16 protein-coding genes are annotated in these 20296 nt (G+C 47.9%); 4 read left to right on the forward strand and 12 right to left on the reverse strand.

Translation table 11 applies throughout. From position 1 onward, the window contains the following. Positions 1–160 precede the first annotated feature (160 nt). Positions 161–754: a hypothetical protein gene (locus MKY85_RS28065; protein WP_342571302.1), complete on the forward strand. Its 594-nt coding sequence runs from the start codon at positions 161–163 to the stop codon at positions 752–754. Positions 755–856: 102 nt separating this feature from the next. Here MKY85_RS28065 and MKY85_RS28070 read toward each other — a convergent pair whose 3' ends face one another. The 4 genes from MKY85_RS28070 to uxaC all read right to left on the reverse strand — a co-directional run bounded on the left by MKY85_RS28070 (position 857) and on the right by uxaC (position 6847). Beyond that, on the reverse strand, positions 857–2737 hold the full coding sequence (locus tag MKY85_RS28070; protein WP_342571303.1) for an ABC transporter ATP-binding protein: 1881 nt from the start codon (positions 2735–2737) through the stop codon (positions 857–859). Further along, complete coding sequence (locus MKY85_RS28075; protein WP_342571304.1) at positions 2734–4461, reverse strand: ABC transporter ATP-binding protein; 1728 nt, start codon at positions 4459–4461, stop codon at positions 2734–2736. Before MKY85_RS28075 ends, MKY85_RS28070 begins: the two co-directional genes overlap by 4 nt. Beyond that, positions 4458–5000, reverse strand: a complete 543-nt coding sequence (locus tag MKY85_RS28080; RefSeq protein WP_339238482.1) for a MarR family transcriptional regulator — start codon at positions 4998–5000, stop codon at positions 4458–4460. Before MKY85_RS28080 ends, MKY85_RS28075 begins: the two co-directional genes overlap by 4 nt. Positions 5001–5404: 404 nt before the next feature. Next, entirely contained in the window at positions 5405–6847 is a 1443-nt protein-coding gene (uxaC, locus tag MKY85_RS28085; RefSeq protein WP_342571305.1) for a glucuronate isomerase, read from the reverse strand. Positions 6848–7050: 203 nt separating this feature from the next. Here uxaC and MKY85_RS28090 point away from each other — a divergent pair, with 203 nt between their 5' ends. Then, complete coding sequence (locus tag MKY85_RS28090; RefSeq protein WP_342571306.1) at positions 7051–7797, forward strand: MBL fold metallo-hydrolase; 747 nt, start codon at positions 7051–7053, stop codon at positions 7795–7797. A gap of 171 nt (positions 7798–7968) precedes the next feature. Here MKY85_RS28090 and MKY85_RS28095 read toward each other — a convergent pair whose 3' ends face one another. The 3 genes from MKY85_RS28095 to MKY85_RS28105 all read right to left on the reverse strand — a co-directional run bounded on the left by MKY85_RS28095 (position 7969) and on the right by MKY85_RS28105 (position 13206). After that, positions 7969–8601, reverse strand: coding sequence for a hypothetical protein (locus MKY85_RS28095; RefSeq protein ID WP_342571307.1), 633 nt, complete (start codon positions 8599–8601; stop codon positions 7969–7971). Between the two features lie 610 nt (positions 8602–9211). After that, on the reverse strand, positions 9212–10693 hold the full coding sequence (locus MKY85_RS28100) for an alpha-amylase (RefSeq protein ID WP_342571308.1): 1482 nt from the start codon (positions 10691–10693) through the stop codon (positions 9212–9214). A 200-nt stretch (positions 10694–10893) separates the two neighbouring features. Further along, entirely contained in the window at positions 10894–13206 is a 2313-nt protein-coding gene (locus MKY85_RS28105; RefSeq protein WP_342571309.1) for a helicase C-terminal domain-containing protein, read from the reverse strand. Positions 13207–13343: 137 nt separating this feature from the next. Here MKY85_RS28105 and MKY85_RS28110 point away from each other — a divergent pair, with 137 nt between their 5' ends. Both MKY85_RS28110 and MKY85_RS28115 read left to right on the forward strand, forming a co-directional pair. Beyond that, positions 13344–13841 carry an antibiotic biosynthesis monooxygenase gene (locus MKY85_RS28110; protein ID WP_342571310.1) on the forward strand — a complete coding sequence of 166 codons (498 nt, stop codon included), beginning with the start codon at positions 13344–13346 and terminating at the stop codon, positions 13839–13841. Between the two features lie 170 nt (positions 13842–14011). Then, the gene (locus MKY85_RS28115; RefSeq protein ID WP_342571311.1) at positions 14012–15994 is read left to right on the forward strand and encodes an LTA synthase family protein; all 1983 of its coding nucleotides are present in this window, start codon (positions 14012–14014) and stop codon (positions 15992–15994) included. A 96-nt stretch (positions 15995–16090) separates the two neighbouring features. Here MKY85_RS28115 and MKY85_RS28120 read toward each other — a convergent pair whose 3' ends face one another. From MKY85_RS28120 to MKY85_RS28140, 5 genes are all read right to left on the reverse strand, one after another. Beyond that, on the reverse strand, positions 16091–16651 hold the full coding sequence (locus MKY85_RS28120) for a hypothetical protein (RefSeq protein ID WP_342571312.1): 561 nt from the start codon (positions 16649–16651) through the stop codon (positions 16091–16093). Between the two features lie 155 nt (positions 16652–16806). Next, positions 16807–17478: a GNAT family N-acetyltransferase gene (locus MKY85_RS28125; protein WP_342571313.1), complete on the reverse strand. Its 672-nt coding sequence runs from the start codon at positions 17476–17478 to the stop codon at positions 16807–16809. 93 nt (positions 17479–17571) lie between these two features. Continuing rightward, a complete protein-coding gene (locus tag MKY85_RS28130) occupies positions 17572–18246 on the reverse strand; it encodes a GNAT family N-acetyltransferase (protein WP_342571314.1) in 675 nt (224 codons plus the stop codon). 78 nt (positions 18247–18324) lie between these two features. Next, positions 18325–19182, reverse strand: a complete 858-nt coding sequence (locus MKY85_RS28135) for a carbon-nitrogen hydrolase family protein (RefSeq protein ID WP_342571315.1) — start codon at positions 19180–19182, stop codon at positions 18325–18327. 111 nt (positions 19183–19293) lie between these two features. Further along, on the reverse strand, positions 19294–20178 hold the full coding sequence (locus tag MKY85_RS28140; RefSeq protein ID WP_342571316.1) for a LysR family transcriptional regulator: 885 nt from the start codon (positions 20176–20178) through the stop codon (positions 19294–19296). Between the last annotated feature and the right edge of the window lie 118 nt (positions 20179–20296).

Below are 20296 nucleotides of genomic sequence, written 5' to 3' on the forward strand. Positions count from 1 at the left end.
GATCTTACAAACCATTTCCTTGGTTAACCAGATGTATGCATGAGAAAAAGGGTTTCTCCGCACCTTAATGTCATAAGGCCGCAAATTTTGCTGGTGAGAACCCATTCAAAACGATTCAAAACGGTTATATCTATACCATATACGAATGGAGGGATTCCCTATGATTCCGGCAACGTTGGAACAATTGGAGCAAGTTCGCAAGGAATGCCGTACCATGGTTCGCAAAAGAGCTACCGCATCTGCCGGTACAACACTCGTTCCGCTGCCCGGTACAGACGTACTGGCTGATGTGGGGATGCTGATGCAGCTGTTGCCTGCCATTAACAATAAATTCGGATTATCCCAAAAACAGTTGGACGGCATGGACCCCGAGACCAAATCCATGATCTATGGATTCGTCATGTCCATCGGAAGCAAAGTCATCGGACGTATGGTGACGAAAGAACTGGTTGTCCAGGTTTTAAAAAGAGTTGGCGTACGCGTAGCTACTAAGTCCGTTGCCAAATTTGTCCCATTTGCTGGACAGGGACTGGCTGCTGCACTCAGCTTCACAGCTATGCGATATGTGGGTAACAAACATGTCGATGACTGTTATGAAGTCGTCAAACGCATGATTGAGCAGCGCGAATTGATCCCGGGTGAACCCGCTCCGTCTGCACTGGAGGAAGCTAACAGGGACAACATGAAGATAGAAGCGAGGTCGATCTCTAGCAACGGCGCAGATGAACCTGCTAAGGAGTCTAAGGATCAGTAACTAAAACGATCCATATCCTAATGTCACTCCTCTGGATATACGACAAATAGCCGGGAACCCCTACTAGGGGGCTCCCGGCTATTCTTGTTATTTACATTGTAATCAAATCGCCTGCGGTTGCTGCTCCGCAAACTGACTATTGTACAGATCCGCGTAGAAACCTTGACTCGCCATTAATTCCTCATGATTGCCCTGCTCAATCACGTTACCATGATCCATAACCAGGATCAGATCGGCGCCGCGAATGGTGGACAAACGGTGTGCAATGACAAAGCTCGTGCGATCCTTCATCAGATCATTCATGGCTTTCTGAATGAATACTTCAGTCCGTGTATCCACGCTACTCGTCGCTTCATCCAGAATGAGAATAGCCGGGTTCGCCAGAATCGCTCTTGCAATGGTCAGCAACTGTTTCTGCCCTTGAGAGATGTTCGACGCCTCTTCATTCAGCACCGTGTCATATCCATCAGGCAATGTACGAATAAAGTGATCCGCATGTGCCGCAACGGCTGCCTTGATGACATCCTCTTCCGTTGAACCTTCTCGACCATAGGCGATGTTGTCCCGAATCGTTCCGTTGAACAACCAGGTATCCTGAAGCACCATACCGAACAGACTGCGCAGCTTGCCACGCTCCATGTCCTTAATGTCGGCACCGTCAATCGTAATCCGACCATCCTGAATTTCGTAGAAACGCATTAACAGGTTGATCAGGGTCGTTTTACCGGCTCCCGTTGGTCCAACAATGGCTACGGTCTGTCCCGGTTTTACATCAATGTTCATGTTATGAATGAGCAGTTCATTTTCTTTATATCCAAAATTAACACCTTGGAATGTAACCGCGCCTCTAGGCTGCTGTAATTGCACGGGTTGTTTGGACTCCGGAACTTCTTCCTCTTCATCCAGCAACTCAAATACCCGTTCTGCCGATGCAATCGTCGATTGAATGATATTAGAGATATTAGCAATCTGGTTAATCGGTTGTGTGAATTGACGGGAGTACTGTGTAAAGGCCAGAATATCCCCGATGGAGATAGATCCGCGTGTAACGAAAATTCCACCAACCACACAGATCAGTACATAACCCAGGTTACCGACAAAACTCATGAGCGGCATAATAATACCGGAGATAAACTGGGCTTTCCAACCGGATTCATACAACTCTTCATTGACCTTCTCGAATTGCTGTACCGATTGTTCTTCACGTCCAAATGCTTTGACAACCTTGTGTCCCGTGTACATCTCTTCGACATGACCATTCAGTTCCCCAAGGGATTTCTGTTGACCCGCAAAGTGTTTTTGCGAACGGGAAGCGACTAGCATGACAACAACGACACTGAGTGGCAGTGTCAAAATCGTGATCAAGGTCATCCATGGACTAATCGTCAGCATCATGATAATTACGCCGACAATCGTGACGATGGACGTAATGAACTGTGCCAAACTTTGCTGAAGGGTATTACTGATATTGTCCACGTCATTCGTGGCACGGCTCAGTGTCTCCCCAGTCGTGCGGGAGTCGAAATATTTCAAAGGAAGGCGTCCAACCTTCGCACTGATCTGCTCACGCATGTCATAGACAACACGTTGGGCTACACCAGCCATCAGGTATTGCTGAATATACATGAATGCAGCACTGAACAGATAGAGCCCGCCAAGCAGGTATAATACTTTCATCAATGCAGGAAAATCAATCCCGGCTCCCTGCACACCCTGAAGGATGGCAATGGCGCCTTCACTAAGTATATCCGTACCTTGGGCCATGATCTTAGGACTGATGATACTGAATACGGTACTCAGAATGGCAGCAACCAGCACCCCAAGTAGACGAGAACTGTGGGGCTGTAGATAACGAATCAAACGCCGCAGTGTGCCTTTGAAATCTTTTGCTTTCTCAGCGGGAGGTCGCATGCCCATACCCGGACCGGGTCCCGGTCCGCGAGAGGCACGGGGTGCTTTATGTTTTTCTGTATGATCACTCATGCGATCTCCTCCTCAGTCAGCTGGGAGGATACAATTTCGCGATATACTTCATTGTGCTCCAGCAGCTCTTTATGTGTTCCTGAACCGACAATTCGTCCCTCATCCATAACCAGAATGCGATCGGCATCCATTACTGTACTTACACGCTGGGCAACAATCAGCACAGCCGCTTCTGTCGTTTCGGACTTCAGCCCAGCACGAAGTTTAGCATCCGTTTTGAAATCGAGGGCAGAGAAACTGTCATCAAAGATATAGACTTCCGGACGGCGAACAAGTGCGCGAGCGATGGACAAACGTTGTTTTTGTCCACCAGACACGTTGTTACCCCCTTGTGCAATTAGGCTGTCATATCCATCTTTCATCTCGGTAATGAAGTTCTCTGCCTGAGCCGTACGAGCCGCATGAACAACTTCATCCATTGTGGCATCGTCTTTCCCGTGACGGATATTCTCCGTAATTGTACCCGTGAAGAGGACTGCCTTTTGTGGCACAAAGCCAATTTTGGCCCGCAAATCTTCCTGCCGAAGTTCCCGCACATCCGTACCATTGACCCGAACGCTGCCTTCAGTCACATCATAGAATCGTGGAATAAGACTGAGCAATGTCGATTTCCCGGAACCCGTACCCCCAATAATGGCTGTTGTCTCACCTGAACGAGCTGTGAAGGATATATCGGACAACGCTGGATTCTCTGCGCCCGGATAACGGAAAGTTACATGGTCAAACTCAATCATCCCCTGCATGGATTTCATGCCACGAGGCTGCTCGGGGTTGCTAAGATCCGGCTGCATATCAAGTACTTCGTTAATCCGTTCTGCCGATGCTGAAGCTCTTGGAATCATGACAAAGATCATGGAAACCATAATCAGTGAGAACATGATTTGCATGGCATATTGAATGAAGGCAATCAATGCACCGATGTTCATATTGCCGCTGTCAATCCGCATTCCACCAAAATAAAGAATGGCAATCATCGAAAAGTTCATAACCAGCATCATAACAGGCATGATGGTCGCCATGAGCACATTAACTTTAATAGAAGAATCTCTCAGTTCCGTGTTGGCCCCGTTAAAGCGCACGCGCTCATGCTCACCACGGTTAAAGGAACGCACGACACGAATCCCTGTTAACTGCTCACGCAGCACCAGGTTGAGGCGGTCCAGCTTTTTCTGAATGGTTTTGAACAAAGGTAAACCCTTGGAACCAATCAGCGCAATGGCTCCGCCCAGTACAGGCAGCACGACCAGGAAGATCGTAGATAATTTGGCGTCCTGCGAGACCGCCATGAAGATACCACCGATACACATCAATGGAGCCATAATCATCATGCGCAGCATCATCGTAAGTACGTTCTGTACCTGCGTGATATCATTCGTCGTACGCGTAATCAGGGAAGCCGTACCCATCTTATCGAACTCCTGGAGCGAGAAGTTCTCCACATGGCGGAATACTCTACTGCGAAGTTGTTTGGCAAATCCACCCGCAGTGCGGGAGGAGAGGTAACTGGCGATCACCGAACACGCTGTTCCGCCAATCGCAATGACCAACATCCATCCACCAATCTGCCAAATATAAGGGACATCTCCCTTAATGATGCCAAAATTCACGATATCCGCCATTAACGTAGGCAGGTACAATTCGGCAAGCGACTGAAACAGCACCAATACCAGAATGAAGATAATCGGTATTCGATAAGGCTTCAGCATGCGAAACAGTTTCATCATGGCGTATCATCTCCTTGTGTGGACGTCTCCGTCTGTTGGAAAACCACTGTATCAAAAAAGGTATAAACCTTGGTCAACAACTCCGTCAATTGAATGCTTTCTTCCTCACCCAAATGCTCGACGAGCTGGTTGAACGTTTGCATGCGCTCCTCATGTGCCGCCCTAATAATGTTCCGCCCTGCCTCTGTAATGGTGATACGCACAGCACGGCGATCCGTCGGGTCCATGGTCCGTTCGACAAGCCCTTCATCCTCAAGCCCACGAATAACCGGGGTTATTGTTGGTGATTTCACCCGCAGTAACGCACTGATTTCCGATACTTTAAGTCCTGGGCGACTCTCATTCAGTTCTCTCTCAAAATCTGGCGGATTATCCCGCCAGTCCAGACGTTCTCCTGGATGCGTACCATGCAGCAAACAAGCCAGCACCATAATTTCATTATGATTGCGCCCATGAGGTTTATTTTGCCTCCACTTGCCTTTATTAAACTGCATGATGGAGTATAAAAGCTTCTGAGCGACCGGATCTATACCAGTCATATTGGGTTCCTCCTTCTTTCTTTATCAATGCATAGATATCCAATATCATAGGACACCTATTAAATAGCATCACAATTAAATAGATATGCAATTAATTAGGTTTACTAAGTATATTATCGCAGGAAGCGAAAGTCAAACAACTAAAAATAACCAAGAGTAACCCATACTAAACGCTTATAACCGCTTCGTTATTGGCTTTGTCATTTTGCCGTCAATGAAGCTGGCTATAGTTATTGTGCGCAATATCAGGAAGGAAACTCAAAAAAAGCTCCCATCCAATACTCCGGTAGATGAATACCCGGTGTACTTAATGGGAGCATTGTTATACATATGGAATGAAAGAAACAAGGTAGCCTCTCTTATTGCAAAATTAGATGAACTTGTTGAGCATCACACATCACCTATCATGACTTTGAAGCAGAGACCGTTTTAAGCACTGAGGCAAATGGGAAATACTCTTTTGCATTGTTGTAGGCGATGCCCTGTACGATCTGACCAAGCAGCTCCATATCCTGCGGTGCCTCCCCTTGTTCGGCCCATTCACCGATAAGGTTGCAGACCAATCGACGGAAATACTCATGCCGGGTGTACGACAGGAAGCTGCGTGAATCGGTCAGCATACCGACAAATCGGCTCAGCAGACCCACATTCGCCAGTGCTTTCATCTGGGCGAGCATGCCGTCCTTCGTATCATTGAACCACCAAGCTGCACCAAGCTGGATTTTGCCTGGAATACCACCGCCCTGGAAACTGCCGATGATCGCTGCAAGAACTTCATTATCCCTTGGATTTAAGGAATACAGAATCGTTTTGGGTAACGCCTGCTGCTGTTCTAACGCATCGAGCAATCCAATCATTGCTGATGACAGTGGTGTATCATTCACGGCGTCATAACCGGTATCCGGCCCAAGCTTGGCAAACATCCGTGTATTGTTGTTACGGGCTGCATTAATGTGGAACTGCATCACCCAACCGCGCTCTGCATACAGTTTGCCGAGGAACGTCAATGTGACCGTCTTATACTTGTCCTCTTCCTCACGAGTTACCTTCTGACCTGCAAGCGCCTTCGCAAAGATCGTAGCCGCCTCTTCGCGAGTAGCCACGCCGTAAGGAACATAATCGAGTGCATGGTCCGAGACTCGACCGCCAACAGAATGGAAGAATTCCACCCGGGACTCCAATGCAGCAAGGAAGGATTCATAATCGGAAATCGCTGTGCCGGAGGCTTGTGACAACTTGCCAACCCATTCGGTGAATGTATCCCGGTTCAATTCCAGTCCTTTATCTGGGCGGAAAGAAGGCAATACCGCCGTATCAAAGCCTTCAATCTCCTGAATCTTTAGATGATACTCCAGCGAATCGGTAGGATCATCGGTTGTGCACACAACAGTGACATTGGATTTGGTAATCAGATCACGTGCACCGAATCCGTCGCTGTTCAGTTTGGCATTTACTTTATCCCATATAGCTGGTGCGCTAGTCTCGTTCAATACTTCGTAAACGCCGAAATATCGCTGTAATTCCAAGTGAGACCAGGCATACAGCGGATTACCAATCATCATGGGTACTGTTTTGGCGTAAGCCAGGAAACGATCGTAATCGGTCACGCCTTCGCCGCCAGTTACATATTGCTCTTCAATTCCGTTAGCGCGCATGAGCCGCCACTTATAGTGATCACCGTATAACCAGGCCTCCGTAAGATTGCCAAAGGTTTTGTTCTCGTAGATCTCCTGAGGACTGAGGTGGCAATGATAGTCAATAATCGGCATGTCTTTGGCATAATCCTCATATAACTTGACCGCCGTTTCATTATGCAGCAAAAATTGTTCATCCAGAAAAGATTTCATTCGCCTCGCACGCTCCCTTTAGGTGAGTTTACGTTCATATGGGTTCACTTCCCATCTTTACGCTACACTGTTTGCCATCAAAGTTCAATATAAAATGATAGCGTTATCAAAAAAGGTTGATTTAGGCATATATTCGGGAACAAGGTATACTGGATTTAACGCAAGGATGCTGATCTGAAGATTACACAAGGAGATGAATTTGAATGAAAATTACTTTTCTCGGCACAGGAGATATGTTCAGCGTGGAACAGCACCACAATAGTATGTTGGCTGAATTCGAAGACACGCATCTAGTCATTGATTTTCCGGAATCAAATGCCAAAGCACTCAAGGAATATGGATTCCCCATGACCGATATCCACAATGTTTTCATTTCACATCTACACGAAGATCATATTAATGGTGTACAGATGCTGGGGTATTACGCACAGATCGTGGGCGATCGCAAACCCCGTCTGTTCATCCATGAACAATTGGTAGATCCGCTCTGGAACATACTATCCCCCGGCATGCGCTACACAACGGATGGTGAACGTACCATGAGTGATTACTACGATGTTGTTCCCCTGCCAGATGGAGGCACATTCGAACTGGGCGGTGTGACGTTTGAGACATTTCGGACGCAGCATGTTCCCGGTATGGTCAGCAATGGGTTAATCGCCAAGCCTTACTTCTATTACAGTGCAGACAGTACACTCAACCAGGAACGGGTGGAGCAAGTTGCCGCTGATGTGCAGCTGATTTTCCATGAATGTCATATGCATGATCTGGTGATCAAATCTCATACCTCATTGAAGGAACTGGAGCAACTGCCAGCCGAAGTGAGACAGAAAACCGTGTTGATGCATTATCATGACGAGTACGCGGATGCGGACAAACGGGAACAATTCAACCGCGATCATGATCTGCGAATGGTTGGCACGCTGGAATCCTTTGAGTTGGAGTGGTAAATCATAAACCTGAGAAGCCTGGAGCTTTTTCAATGGAACGAAGTGAGTTCAATCAAATGTGGGATACGATGAACCAGTATTTCGAAAAGTAATAACCTAATCATGCCGTTTGATGAACAGGCAGTACCTACTTAAAGTTCCTAATAGGGCACTGTCGGGTGCTGCCTTGTTCTATTCTTCTTTCTCCCATGACTTCATATATTCAATCGTCCTCGGAGACGGCTCGGCCTGGATATAAAAATAATCTTCGGTTCGCTGATTATTCGGCCCATAGGAAATTTTGATATACATATCTGCATAACCCTGGATGATATTGCTGTCGATCTCCGCTTTTGGCTTCAAAGTATAACTTCTGCCCAAACCCAATCCAAGCGGTTCCTTATCCGGCTCCAGACTTACCTCGTATGTATTGCTCACATTGGAATGAAATAACTCTCCGACATCCATTCGATTCATCATCTCGGGATCGAGGGTGAAGGATTGAATAACATTTACCATAGGCACCCGAACTTCATTTACCAATATTTCATAAAAAATCCGGTCAACTCCGGATACATGACTCACATCGACTGTTGCCGTCAGATTATACTTATCTGGTGAATGCCCCTGAAACGATTCTGGTCGCTTCATAACCCTCTCATTCAGATCTCTACGCTCCGAGTTATATGTATATTTATCGGTTCGTATCGGTTCGCCCCCTGGTCCCTGATTTGTCCCCAAACTGCAAGCTCCTAGACAGAGGGCTATTACTAATAGATACATGACCAACGGGAAGAAACGGTTCAACTCTCTTTTCGGGCTCATGCCATCCCCTCCTTCTCTAATCCTTTGTATGAATATCACTTATCCAACGTCTCATTTGGTTTTTTACATTTGTTTTTCTCATTTGATATTCTAACGCTCCATATTTGGATTATTGTACCATGTAGTAAGATATGAAACCGAACGTTTCCTTTTGACTTCAAGTTTTCATTTCATCTTTTTACTTCACGTTCATATTTGCAGCAGTGATTCGTTTGGCTATGATGAGCGTTTACCCACGTTTAGCTAACGAATCTTAGAAGCCTTAATTATTCAAAATCTGAGGTTATCAGTATTCTAACGAATCTCAAACGCGTTAATCTGATGATGTTGCTCCAATTGGCGCTATTAAAATCACTTTTGGCAGTAATAAGGTTACTGAGATTCGTTAGGAGTTCAATAAGGCTAATTTGGTGTAAATAAGGCGGGCTGAGTTTGTTAGGCGTTCTGTTGAGTTGGAGTTTTGGCCATCCATAGAAAAATGCAAAAACCACCTGAACATAGGAGTGCCTGCTCCCCTGTTCAGGTGGATTATCGATCGATTTATACACCATTATTCATATCATCCATCGGTGCATCTTTTCTTTTCTTATATATTGCCTGATATACGCCGTTACTCAGCGTCAGCGCAGTCCTCATTCTGCTCAGGCAGGGCCCATACGGAGACGCCTCCACCGCACACATGGAAGGTGGCCCAGCCGTCTTCCTCGATGGTAATCTGATCCTCACAACTGTTCGTCAGATCCACCCAGACTTCACCAGCACGATGCTCTCCGATGAACATTCTTTTCTCACCGTCATCCCCGTTGGAGATAACGACTGCACAACCGGAACCTTCGATTTCCTCTACGCCACGACGCACCCAGCCAATCGTATTGGCGTGATCGAAGTAGTCTTCCTGCTCCCCATATGCCTTGTTGCAGCGCGCAGACAGCAGAATGTCCAGAATTTCTTTTTTGCCATCCACAGGTTCAGGACCACCAATACCATAATAATCCCCGTAAAATACAACCGGATATCCATCACGTCGTAATAGTGTCAACGCATAGGCACTCGGCTTAAACCAGTCTCCAATCCAGGATTCCAATGCTTCATGGGGTTGGGAGTCATGGTTATCTACAAAGGTTACCGCATGGGTAGGATGGGTCTGGACCAAGGTGTCATCAAAAATTTTGGAGAGATCAAAGTCTCTGCCTGCAAGCGAAGCCTCATGCAATTTGTAGTGAAGTGACACATCGAACAGGTCGATCTGGTAGTCAACCGTATCAAGGAATTCACGACATGCATCCAGATTAGAGTTCCAGAACTCACCTACGATGTAGAAATCCTGACCGCGCTTACGGATCATCTCTGCTGCGAACTCCTTGATGAATTCGTGGTTGATATGCTTAATGGCATCCAGCCGGAACCCACCGCACTGGAGGGTGTCAATCAGCCATTTCCCCCAATCGATCATCTCGCGTCGCACATCCGGATGGTTATAATCTATGTTGGCGAACATCAGATAATCGTAGTTGCCAAACTCATCATCGACATTCTGATTCCAGTTCTTGTTCTCACCTGCGATGCGGAATACACCGCTCCGTTCTCCCTTAGCATCATAGTCCGTACCGTTGAAATGTTCGGAGCTCCACTTAAAGGAGGAGTATTGATCGCCGCGACCCGGAAATGTGAATTTGGTCCAGCCTTCAATTTCGAACGGCTCAGAAATTTCCTTCGTCCGATCATTGGGATCAACCTCAATCACTTTAAAGACTTCCGTCTCATCTGCTCCGGCCTTGTGATTCATGACCAGATCCACATAGACGGCAATTCCGTTCTTCTGACACTCGGCAATGGCCTCCACCAGTTCCTGCTTGGTGCCATATTTGGTCCGCACGGCACCCTTTTGATCAAATTCGCCCAGATCGTACAGATCATATACACCATAACCTGTATCTTCTGCTGACACTGCCTTGGTTACGGGTGGTACCCATACCGAGTCAATACCTTTGGCTTTCAGTTCCGGGGCCATTTCAGCCAGTCGCTTCCAATGATCTCCGTCTGCAGCCAGGTGCCACTCAAAAAACTGCATCATGGTATGATTTCTCTTCATTATAACCGACCTCCTTGATTGCTTTCGAAGCGGACCGCGGAACGGATAGGGTAATCGCCGTTGTTCGTTCGTTGCTAACCAAGTTATAACCCTTTCACCCTACCCTTCAATCATGTAAGGGAAGAAATTTGAAAAAAAATGTTAAACTCCTTGGTTCCGCATTTGCCTGATTCCATTGGAACTGCTCTGAAGGTGCAATATCAGATTCGTTTATAGTCCCGCCACTCCTCGGGCAGCAGGGAACGGTACGGTTCTTGGATAAAACGATCGTCGACCAGCACCAACACGCCCTTGTCTTCTTCCGTTCGAATCAGCCGTCCACCCGCCTGCAGCACCTTGTTCATTCCCGGGAAAATATAAGCGTAATTAAATCCGTTGCGTCCTGTCCGATCATAATAATCACGTAATACGTTGTTCTCCAGACCAATCTGCGGCAGCCCCGCACCTACCACCACAACGCCATTCAAGCGGTCTCCCGGCAGATCGACACCCTCCGAGAATACACCACCCATAACGGCAAACACCAGTCGTGTTCGTTCAGGATTCGGCTGGAATCCATCCAGAAACTGCTCCCGTTCCAGTTCGTTCATGCCCTGCTTCTGTATGACCGTATCCGCTTCACTTGGAAGCTGTGCATAGGTGTCATAGATCTCGCGCATATAAGGATACGACGGGAAGAACACCATCAGATTGCTGCGCGGCCATTCGCTTACCAGCTGTTGCAGCATCTCCGCAATGGGGCGCCGGGATTGTTCCCGGTCTTTATAACGAACAGATAAGGGCATGAGTCTCACATCCAACTGTTCACGCTGAAAGGGTGAGGGAATCTGCAACGTATAATCTTCTTCCTCTGCACCCAGCATATCCCGATAATAGCGAAGGGGTGACAATGTTGCCGAGAAATGAATGAGGGAGCGGAAGCCTTTGGCTGTCTGACGAAGCAGTACCGAAGGATCGAGACAGAACAACTTTACTCGCACTTCACTTCGAACGCACTCAGCATATGTGATAAAACGTTCATCGTACAGCTTGGCAATACGCAGAAAATTCTGTGCCGTAAAGTAAGCATCCAGCAGCAGCTGATCCGTCTCGGCATTACCCGAACCACCTTCAACAAGACATTGCTCCGCAACCATGACAAAAGGCTCCAACCGTTCAATCAGTTCCTCCGGGGCCTCCTGTTGAATGATTTTCCCCTCATCTCCACCATTTTGGCGAAGGGTAATCAGATACTTATCAATGGCCCCGGTGTAGTCAACAATAGCTTTGGCAGCAGGCACACTGCTGTCCAGCGACTGGAACTCCCTTTTCACATCCAGGAACACTGCCTTCTCCAGCTCCGCGGAAAACATCGTTCGACCACGATCGACCAGATTATGTGCCTCGTCCACCAGTAACACCGTCTTGCGTTTCTGCTCTTCCAACATTCTTTTCAGAGAAATACGCGGATCAAAAATATAGTTATAATCGCAGATCACCGCATCAGCTGCATACGCCGCATCCAGTGAAAACTCAAACGGACACACCCGATGTTTGCGCGCATACTGCTCAATAACCGGGCGTGTCATTAACGTCTCATGTTCCAGCATGTCCAGCACGGCTCCATTAATACGGTCATAATATCCTTCACACATGCCGCACTGCCCCGTATCACAAGCTTCCTCTTCCTTAAAACATATCTTGTCTTTCGCGGTCAGACTGATCACATGCATCTTCAATCCTTCCGATTGCATCCGGGCAAAAGCTTCTTCTGCCGCCACCCGTGTCGTCGTCCTCGCGGTCAGATAGAACAATCGGTTCGCTTCGCCTTCGCCAATCGCTTTGACCGTGGGGAACAGCACGGACATGGTTTTACCAATCCCTGTTGGTGCTTTGGCCATCAATCCCTGACCCTCGCGGATCGTCTTGTATACGGCTCCCGCCAACTTCCGCTGCCCCTCCCGGTATTTGCGAAAAGGAAACGGCAACTCTCGCACACTGATATCCCGCTCTTCTTCATATGCAGCAATCATCTCCGCATATGGCGCATAACCGGCAATCACTTCTGCCGCAAACTGCTCCAGTTCCTCTCGTTCTGCCATTCGGCGAAACCGTCTCTCTTCATGGGTCACCGAATGCACATACGTTAACTGCACTTGCATACGTGGTTCATCATGCTGGACAGCGTACATGTAGGCATACATCATGGCCTGCGCCCAGTGTACCGGAAGACCCTCTCCCAGATCATCCAGATTGCCCGCAGTTGATTTGATCTCATCCACCGTCAATTGACCCTCCAACCGAATCAGGCCATCACAGCGCCCTTCCACCACATAGGTCAGATCCCCGTGTTGGATCTCAGTTTCGAGCACAATCTCTTTCAGATCCTCCTCGGTATACTCCTTCTGTACCCGTTGGTGGATTCGAGTCCCCTCCTGCATCGAGGCATTGGTCCGGAACCCCGGACGTATGCTGCCACTGCGGTACACATACTCCACCAAAGGTCTTACCGATATCCGAATTGTTGTTGTCATACGATCACCCGTTCTGTTTGTAGTGATTATACTTTATCATGAAAAGACGTGCTCAAACCAGTTGATCCACCGATTGGACTCGCACAATCTCATATGCTATCTTGAGATAGAATGTACTTAATGAGGAGGCAGCTTCTATGTATATCTATTTGGTTCCTTCACCGATTCCGGATGCACTTGCTGCGTACCCGCATCTCACTTTGCGAAGCGAAGAGCATGTGCGTCTGGCGATTGAATCCGCAGAACGCCTGATGAATATTGAGTCTGATGATAAAGTAGCCGCATATGAAGCTTTCGATGCCGCAGGCTCCTGGACTGGCGGTGGTTTCGCTGTTCTGAACAATATCCCTGTGACAGAGGATGGTCGTGACGATTTTGAAGAACGATTCAAGAACCGTGCCCGCAAGGTAGAAGATGAGCCTGGTTTTGTCGGTATTCGTGTGCTTCGTCCTCTCAAGGATGATACGTATGTCGTACTTACACTTTGGCAATCCGAAGAACATTTCAAAGACTGGCAGGAATCTCAAGCCTATAGCCACGCTCACCGAAACCGCAGTACAAGCGAAGGCCTGACTGCACAGAAGCCCACCATGTTCCCCAGACCTTCTTACGTCACAACGTACACGATCGAATAACGGAATGGGTCGTATCTGGTTTTTATCGCGGTAACCCACGTTTTTTCACACCTCTTCCTGCGTGGAAGAGGTTTTTTGCCGTCCATTGTTGAAGGCTTTCATTTTTGACACAGCCATGCTGAGATAGGATAATACTTGTTAAATGAAACTTCGGAAGGGAAGGCGGTACCTTGTCACGCAGTTCACTCACCCGATTTCTAAGCGGACCTTTTATATTCTTTACCTTCATCATGATGATCAAAAGCTCACTGGCCTGGATCGTTATCTTCGATGACATCCCCGTCTGGAAACCTCTGCTGACCGAATTGCCGCTCATCTGGATCGGCTTCTGTCTAATTGAGTGGTTTGCTGCCAAGCGGCGGATGTGGATGTACCTTGCCATGAATTTGCTGCTCTCAGGCATTTTCTTTGCAGCCATCATGTACTACAAATATTACGGTGTAATCGTTAACTATCACGCGCTGGCACAGGTGAATCAGGTGACTTCGGTCAAGAGCAGCATGTTCTCGTTGCTTGACCCCTATTATTTGTTTATTTTTGCAGACGTTCTGATCATTGGGGGGATACTCGTTCGTCGTCGGATCAAGCTCGGGAGTACAGAACGCCCGAATCGCATTCCGCTTGAACGACGTGCCAGAAGACGGGTTGCTTCGGTCATTCTGATCCTGTCCATGATCCTGTGCATGCTCAACATCTACCCCAATCGGGCCAGTATGAGTGAGCTTACACAAGCAGAACAGATGGGCATCCTCGGTTACGAGGCGTATACCATCCTGGATCGACCTGATGAACTTGTGCCCGTTGCTCACATTGATCAGGCTGCCATCGACCAACTGAAGCAAACGACTCCACTTCCTGCGATTGTGAAGCAGGGTGCAGCGAGCGGACGCAACGTGATCATGCTCCAGATGGAATCGTTTCAGAACTTTCTGATTGGATTAGAGGTGGATGGACAGGAGATCACGCCCAACCTGAATGAATTGGCTAGACAGAGCCTGTATTTTCCGAACTTTTATCAGCAAGTGGGACAGGGAAATACATCCGATGCCGAATTCGTTGTGAATACTTCGTTCTACACCCCACCGAACGGGGCAGCAACGACTGTATACGCAGATAAGGCTCTGCCGAGTCTACCCAAGCTAATGGCGGCGAACGGATATCAGACAGCCACATTCCATACAAATGATGTCCGATTCTGGAATCGGGATCAGTTATACAAGGCACTTGGATTCGACCAGTATTATGATATTGATTATTTCGGCACACAGGATTCTATCGCCTTCTCGGCCTCGGATGAAGTGCTATATTCCAAAACACTGGATCAGCTGGAGTCCATGCAGTCTTCCGGTGATCCCTTCTATGCCCATATCATCTCCATGTCAGCCCACCACCCGTACACTTTGCCCGAAAACAAGGTGAAGCTGACGCTGCCTGAGCGTTACAAGGATACGTTGCCCGGCGATTATCTGATATCGCAGCACTATGCCGATCAGGCGATTGGACAGTTGATTGCTGGACTGAAGGAACGGGGATTATGGGAAAACAGCCTGCTCGTCCTGTATGGGGATCATCTGGGTCTCCCCATCTATTCACTGGATAAGCAAGACAGAGTCATCATGAAAGAGTTGTATGGTCGGGAGTACACATCAGCAGATATGATTAATATTCCGCTCATGATCTCGGCCCCTGGCGTAACCGCGGGTGTGCAGCTGGAACAGATCGGAGGTCAGGTGGACATTCTGCCAACGATTGCGGGACTCACCGGCGTATCATTGGAGGACCAATTACACTTCGGACAGGATTTGCTGCGTGAAGGCGGGAATCTTCTACCCGAACGATATTACCTTCCTTCCGGGTCGGTTCTAAACGATGCTTCTCTCTTCATTCCGGCGAAAGGATACGGGGATGGAACGCATTATTCCCTGGCTGATGCGGGCAGACAGGATGCCGGGCAACAGCAGATGGATGTTCCTTTGGAAGAGACGCCGCAGATTTCAGCGGGCAAGGTACCTCCAGCAATAGTTACATCCAGTAACAGTGAGGTTTCGTCTTCACGGTTTATAACCAAGGAACAGTATGATCGAGCATTGGATCTTGCACACTTGTCCAACAGTTATTTGAGCCAGCTTCCGGATCGACAGACTACACAATAGTTGAATCTTTTCACTCGAACTTATCCATACAGCGACCTTCCTCTGAATCATGTAGAGAACGGTCGCTATTTATATTACGGAACCAGACTAGGTAGCCTATCCATTCGTGAGCAGCCCATCAAAGAGCCAGTTGCCTTCCTCAGAACGAATGAAATAGAGATCCAATGCACCGTTTCCATCAGACCATACAGTAGCCATATGTAAAATGACCCGATCTGAATCCAGCGGATTAAATCCGCGATACTCCAGATTATTCAGGCTAACGTTTTGCAGAAAAGGTACTTCGTAATCTACCTGATCCCGTTTCGAAATAATGATATTGCTCTGCTGCGATATTTCTATGTTCGGAGAAGACACCGATTCAAGATATGCATAATCTTTAGATTGCATCGCTGCCATCAGTTTAAACGTAATATTCAGCGTTTCTCTTAAACTTTCTACTTCTTCCTGCTCTTTTGCTTTTTTTTCATCTTTTTCCTTCTGGTTGTTCCACACCTGCTCCTTCAGCAGTTCGTTTTCCTTCTGAACTTGTTCGATATCTATGGCATCCTTGCGTTCCCTCTGCTGTACATCTGGTAGTGAAGCATCGTCACTTGGAGTGCAGGCTGTTAAAAACAAAGCGAACATCGATATGAACAAAATTCTGCTTTTTCTCATCTAATCCCCTCCTTAAATAAAAATGAAAATAAACATATATCTTCCATATTAATGGTAACATATCCCACACAAATAAAAAGAGGATCTCGTTCGTTCTGAAAAATAAACCAAAAAGACCCGAACCCTGTTAGTCCAGGCTCGGGTCTTTCAACTCATTACAACGGCAGTAATGCAACCGACTTACGAACAGTCAATTGCTCTACCATGGCAAGCCACTCCTGTGGTTTGTTCGGTAGCACCGCATAATATCGATTCAGGAAATCAGCCACCAGACTGGCTGGCAATTCACTGAGTGACTCATCGCCTGGCATGAAGCACAGATCCAATCCGCCAACCGCTTCCCCATCCCCTTGCCAGGATGGATGAACGTACGGGAAATCCAGACGCTGGTATCCCAGATGCGACAATACTTCGCGGCGTACATACGGGTCCATCGGCTTGATCCCGCCAAATTCGTGATCCTGACTCAGATATGGGTTATAGATTTCGGCAAACATGCCGAACAATTCCTTCCCGTTGGCTGCCGCGAGCTTCTGCAGATCACGCTTGCGGTGATTGGCCAGGAAACTGCCGATGCCCAGACCTTCACGCCCAATAATCGTAAAGTCCGTCATGGCCACATTCCAATCCTCGTAATAACGGTACTCTGTCGCGCCAACGACCTGTCCCTCATGCACAGCCACGAATACCCGAATACCCGGATCTTCCAATGGTTCTGCCCAGAGCGGGAAGTCCAACACTTCTTCCCTTGGGAAGATCTCCTGCATCAGCTTGTGCATTTGGGCAAACAATGGATCGTTAATGGATGTAATACGCGTGAATTCCATGGATAAATGCCTCCTTGATAAGAATGTATAGTTTAATCATTGGTATATATAACTCGTTCAAAATTGGGTTTGATCTGTAATGGTGAGCAAATCTTATCGAAATGGATTTCGCCACTCCATCAGGGCAGCATAATTGCAGGACTCCTCGTCATCCAGATAGTCTGCTGTCACGCCAACTGGCATGCGGCCACAACGCAACAGGAACGATATCACCGGGTCACGCTTCTCACCCGCAGCCACCTGATCCAGATATTCCTGTGCAGACAGTTGATCTGCAACCAGATGATAACCTGGCATTCTCCCCGCACCCAGTAACCGATCTATACCCTGTGCAATCACCAGGTGGTACATCGCCTGCATCATCAACTGAGCCAGTCCCCACTTGCGGTACTTCGGACGAACACAGAGATCAACAATATACAGCGTGTTGCCATCCGGTTGGTGGTTACGAATATAGCCGTCATCCGTTACTTCGGCCCAGGTATGACTCGCTGGATGTGCAGGGTCCCACTGCATCCGCAGCGAGGTCATCGATCCGGCCAATTCTCCATCCACTTCAATGCAGATGACCCCTTCCGGGTAATGCTGCACATGACTGTTGAGCTGCTCGTGACTCCAGAGCTGCTCTTCCGGATAAGGAGGAGGGAAACTTTCCGCCTGAATGCGAACAAGTTCCTCAAAGTCGGCTGCAACGTAATTGCGGACGACCGCTTTTACCCTTTTACCCTTCCGCTCCGGGTCGGTGATCAGCATTTCTTTCCTATACATGTTGCCGGATCGCCCCTTTCCACTGACAAATATTCTGATAAATGTTCCGATGTCTTGTTCATTAATAAATGGAATTGTCTATTCCCAATCGGTATACAGATCAGTACGGCGGTCACGCCAGGTCGTTACCGATCCACGTTCCCGCACTTCATATAACAAGTCCAGATCCAGATCAGCGGTCACAATCATATCGTTGTTAAGCTCACCCTCCGCCAGAATGCCACGTGGCGGGAACGGAATATCATTGGGCGTAATTATTGCGGCTTGTCCATAGTTGGCACGCATGAAGTCAACCGTCGGCAAGTTACCCACCGTTCCGGTTAACACCACATATACCTGATTCTCCACCGCGCGGGCATGACTCGTATAACGCACACGGTAGAATCCATGACGATCGTCCGTACAGGAAGGACAGAAAATCACGTCAGCACCTTTGGCTTTGGCCATGCGCACAATTTCCGGGAACTCAATATCGTAACAGGTCAGCATGGCAATACGGCCTTTATCGGTGTCGAACACCTCAAGTCCATCTCCGGGGGCCATATTCCACTCCTGTACTTCGGTTGGCGTTATATGAATCTTGTCCTGGCGCGCGATGCGACCATCCGGGTAGAACAGGTGAGCTGTATTATACAGCTTCCCTTCACGGCGAATGACGTGGGTTCCCCCGATGACATGCATACCATACTTGGCTGCAAGTGACGTGAACAGTTTTTCATATTGCTCCGTATAGTTCGGCAGATCCTCAATCGTCAGCGCATTGCCTTGTTCGTCCCCAATGGACATTAATTGTGTTGTAAAAAATTCCGGGAACAGGACAAATTCGGTTCCATATTCGCTCGCTGTCCGTATGTAATGCTCCGCCTGAGCGGCGAACTGCTCAAACGAGCTGATTGTGTGCAATTGATATTGTACAGCGGATACCCGCAGTTTCATGTTCGTACACCTCCACCATCATTATGCTTCCATTGTAACAACGATCCTGATTCAACAAAAGAGTATTTACACTGGGCACTACAACGACAGAATACCTTCCGATCGCTTCCCTTACTGACCCAGCATCGACTGTGTGAATCCGATCCATTCTCTCGTGGCAAAAGACAGATAACGGTCCTTCCGCCAGATCATGCCGAGCTGCCATGGAATCACCGGTTCCACCACGGGTATAATGCGCACGCGCATGTGGTCTACCTCACGACAGATCGTTTCCGGCAGTAAAGCTACACCCAGATTGGCGGCAACCATTGCGCTGAGCAGATCCCACTGAGAGCTCTCATACACCACCCTCGGCTGGAACCCCGCATGCTGGCAGGCTACAATAATCCGATCATGCAACGCAAAATCCTCCCGAAACAACACAAAGGCGTCGTTTTCGAGTTCATGCAGCGCAACCGAATCTTTATCCGCAAGTGGATGTGAAGGGTGCACAAGCAGATTCAATTTCTCTTTCACAAAAACAAAATGATCCAACAGTTCGTCCACGGTTGGCAGAACGGCAACGCCAATATCCAGTGCACCGCTAATCACATCGGCCTCCACTTTTTTGGCACCATCCTCAAATAGCTGAATGGTCACCTGCGGGTAGGCTTTGTGGAATTCACCAATGATCATGGGGAAAAAGCTGGACCCCACCATCGGCGGCAGGCCAATCCGCAGGTGACCTTTCTTCAGATTCATCAAGTCGTCCAGTTCGGATGACAGATTGCGGAATGATTTTTCAATCTCAAGCGCCTGTCGGAAAAACACATGGCCTGCATCGGTTAATTCCACCTTTTTGCCATAACGGTCCAGTAGCGTGATCCCCAATTCCTCTTCAAGACTCTTGACCGTCTTGCTGATGGTAGGCTGGGTGATATACAGCACTTCAGCGGCTTTGGTGAAGCTTTGTTGTCGGGCAACTTCCAGAAAATATTGCAAATGGCGGATATCCATCCGTTGATCTCCACCTTTCATAGACAAATGGAATAGTAAACATTCTTAATATGCATTTTACTCATGAAAGAATGCCATGTAAAATTTATGATATCAAATGAAACATTTTCAAAAAAAA

The organism is Paenibacillus sp. FSL R5-0749 (assembly GCF_038595085.1).
In the GTDB taxonomy this organism is placed as follows: domain Bacteria; phylum Bacillota; class Bacilli; order Paenibacillales; family Paenibacillaceae; genus Paenibacillus.

Excerpts from the sequence above, each read along its gene's own strand:
- MKY85_RS28140 (WP_342571316.1), bottom strand. The coding sequence starts at position 20,178 with ATGGATATCCGCCATTTGCAATATTTTCTGGAAGTTGCCCGACAACAA.
- MKY85_RS28130 (WP_342571314.1), bottom strand. The coding sequence starts at position 18,246 with ATGTATAGGAAAGAAATGCTGATCACCGACCCGGAGCGGAAGGGTAAA.
- MKY85_RS28125 (WP_342571313.1), bottom strand. The coding sequence starts at position 17,478 with ATGGAATTCACGCGTATTACATCCATTAACGATCCATTGTTTGCCCAA.
- MKY85_RS28105 (WP_342571309.1), bottom strand. The coding sequence starts at position 13,206 with ATGACAACAACAATTCGGATATCGGTAAGACCTTTGGTGGAGTATGTG.
- MKY85_RS28075 (WP_342571304.1), bottom strand. The coding sequence starts at position 4,461 with ATGATGAAACTGTTTCGCATGCTGAAGCCTTATCGAATACCGATTATC.
- MKY85_RS28065 (WP_342571302.1), top strand. The coding sequence starts at position 161 with ATGATTCCGGCAACGTTGGAACAATTGGAGCAAGTTCGCAAGGAATGC.
- uxaC (WP_342571305.1), bottom strand. The coding sequence starts at position 6,847 with ATGAAATCTTTTCTGGATGAACAATTTTTGCTGCATAATGAAACGGCG.
- MKY85_RS28080 (WP_339238482.1), bottom strand. The coding sequence starts at position 5,000 with ATGACTGGTATAGATCCGGTCGCTCAGAAGCTTTTATACTCCATCATG.
- MKY85_RS28100 (WP_342571308.1), bottom strand. The coding sequence starts at position 10,693 with ATGAAGAGAAATCATACCATGATGCAGTTTTTTGAGTGGCACCTGGCT.
- MKY85_RS28070 (WP_342571303.1), bottom strand. The coding sequence starts at position 2,737 with ATGAGTGATCATACAGAAAAACATAAAGCACCCCGTGCCTCTCGCGGA.
- MKY85_RS28110 (WP_342571310.1), top strand. The coding sequence starts at position 13,344 with ATGTATATCTATTTGGTTCCTTCACCGATTCCGGATGCACTTGCTGCG.
- MKY85_RS28135 (WP_342571315.1), bottom strand. The coding sequence starts at position 19,182 with ATGAAACTGCGGGTATCCGCTGTACAATATCAATTGCACACAATCAGC.
- MKY85_RS28090 (WP_342571306.1), top strand. The coding sequence starts at position 7,051 with ATGAAAATTACTTTTCTCGGCACAGGAGATATGTTCAGCGTGGAACAG.
- MKY85_RS28120 (WP_342571312.1), bottom strand. The coding sequence starts at position 16,651 with ATGAGAAAAAGCAGAATTTTGTTCATATCGATGTTCGCTTTGTTTTTA.
- MKY85_RS28095 (WP_342571307.1), bottom strand. The coding sequence starts at position 8,601 with ATGAGCCCGAAAAGAGAGTTGAACCGTTTCTTCCCGTTGGTCATGTAT.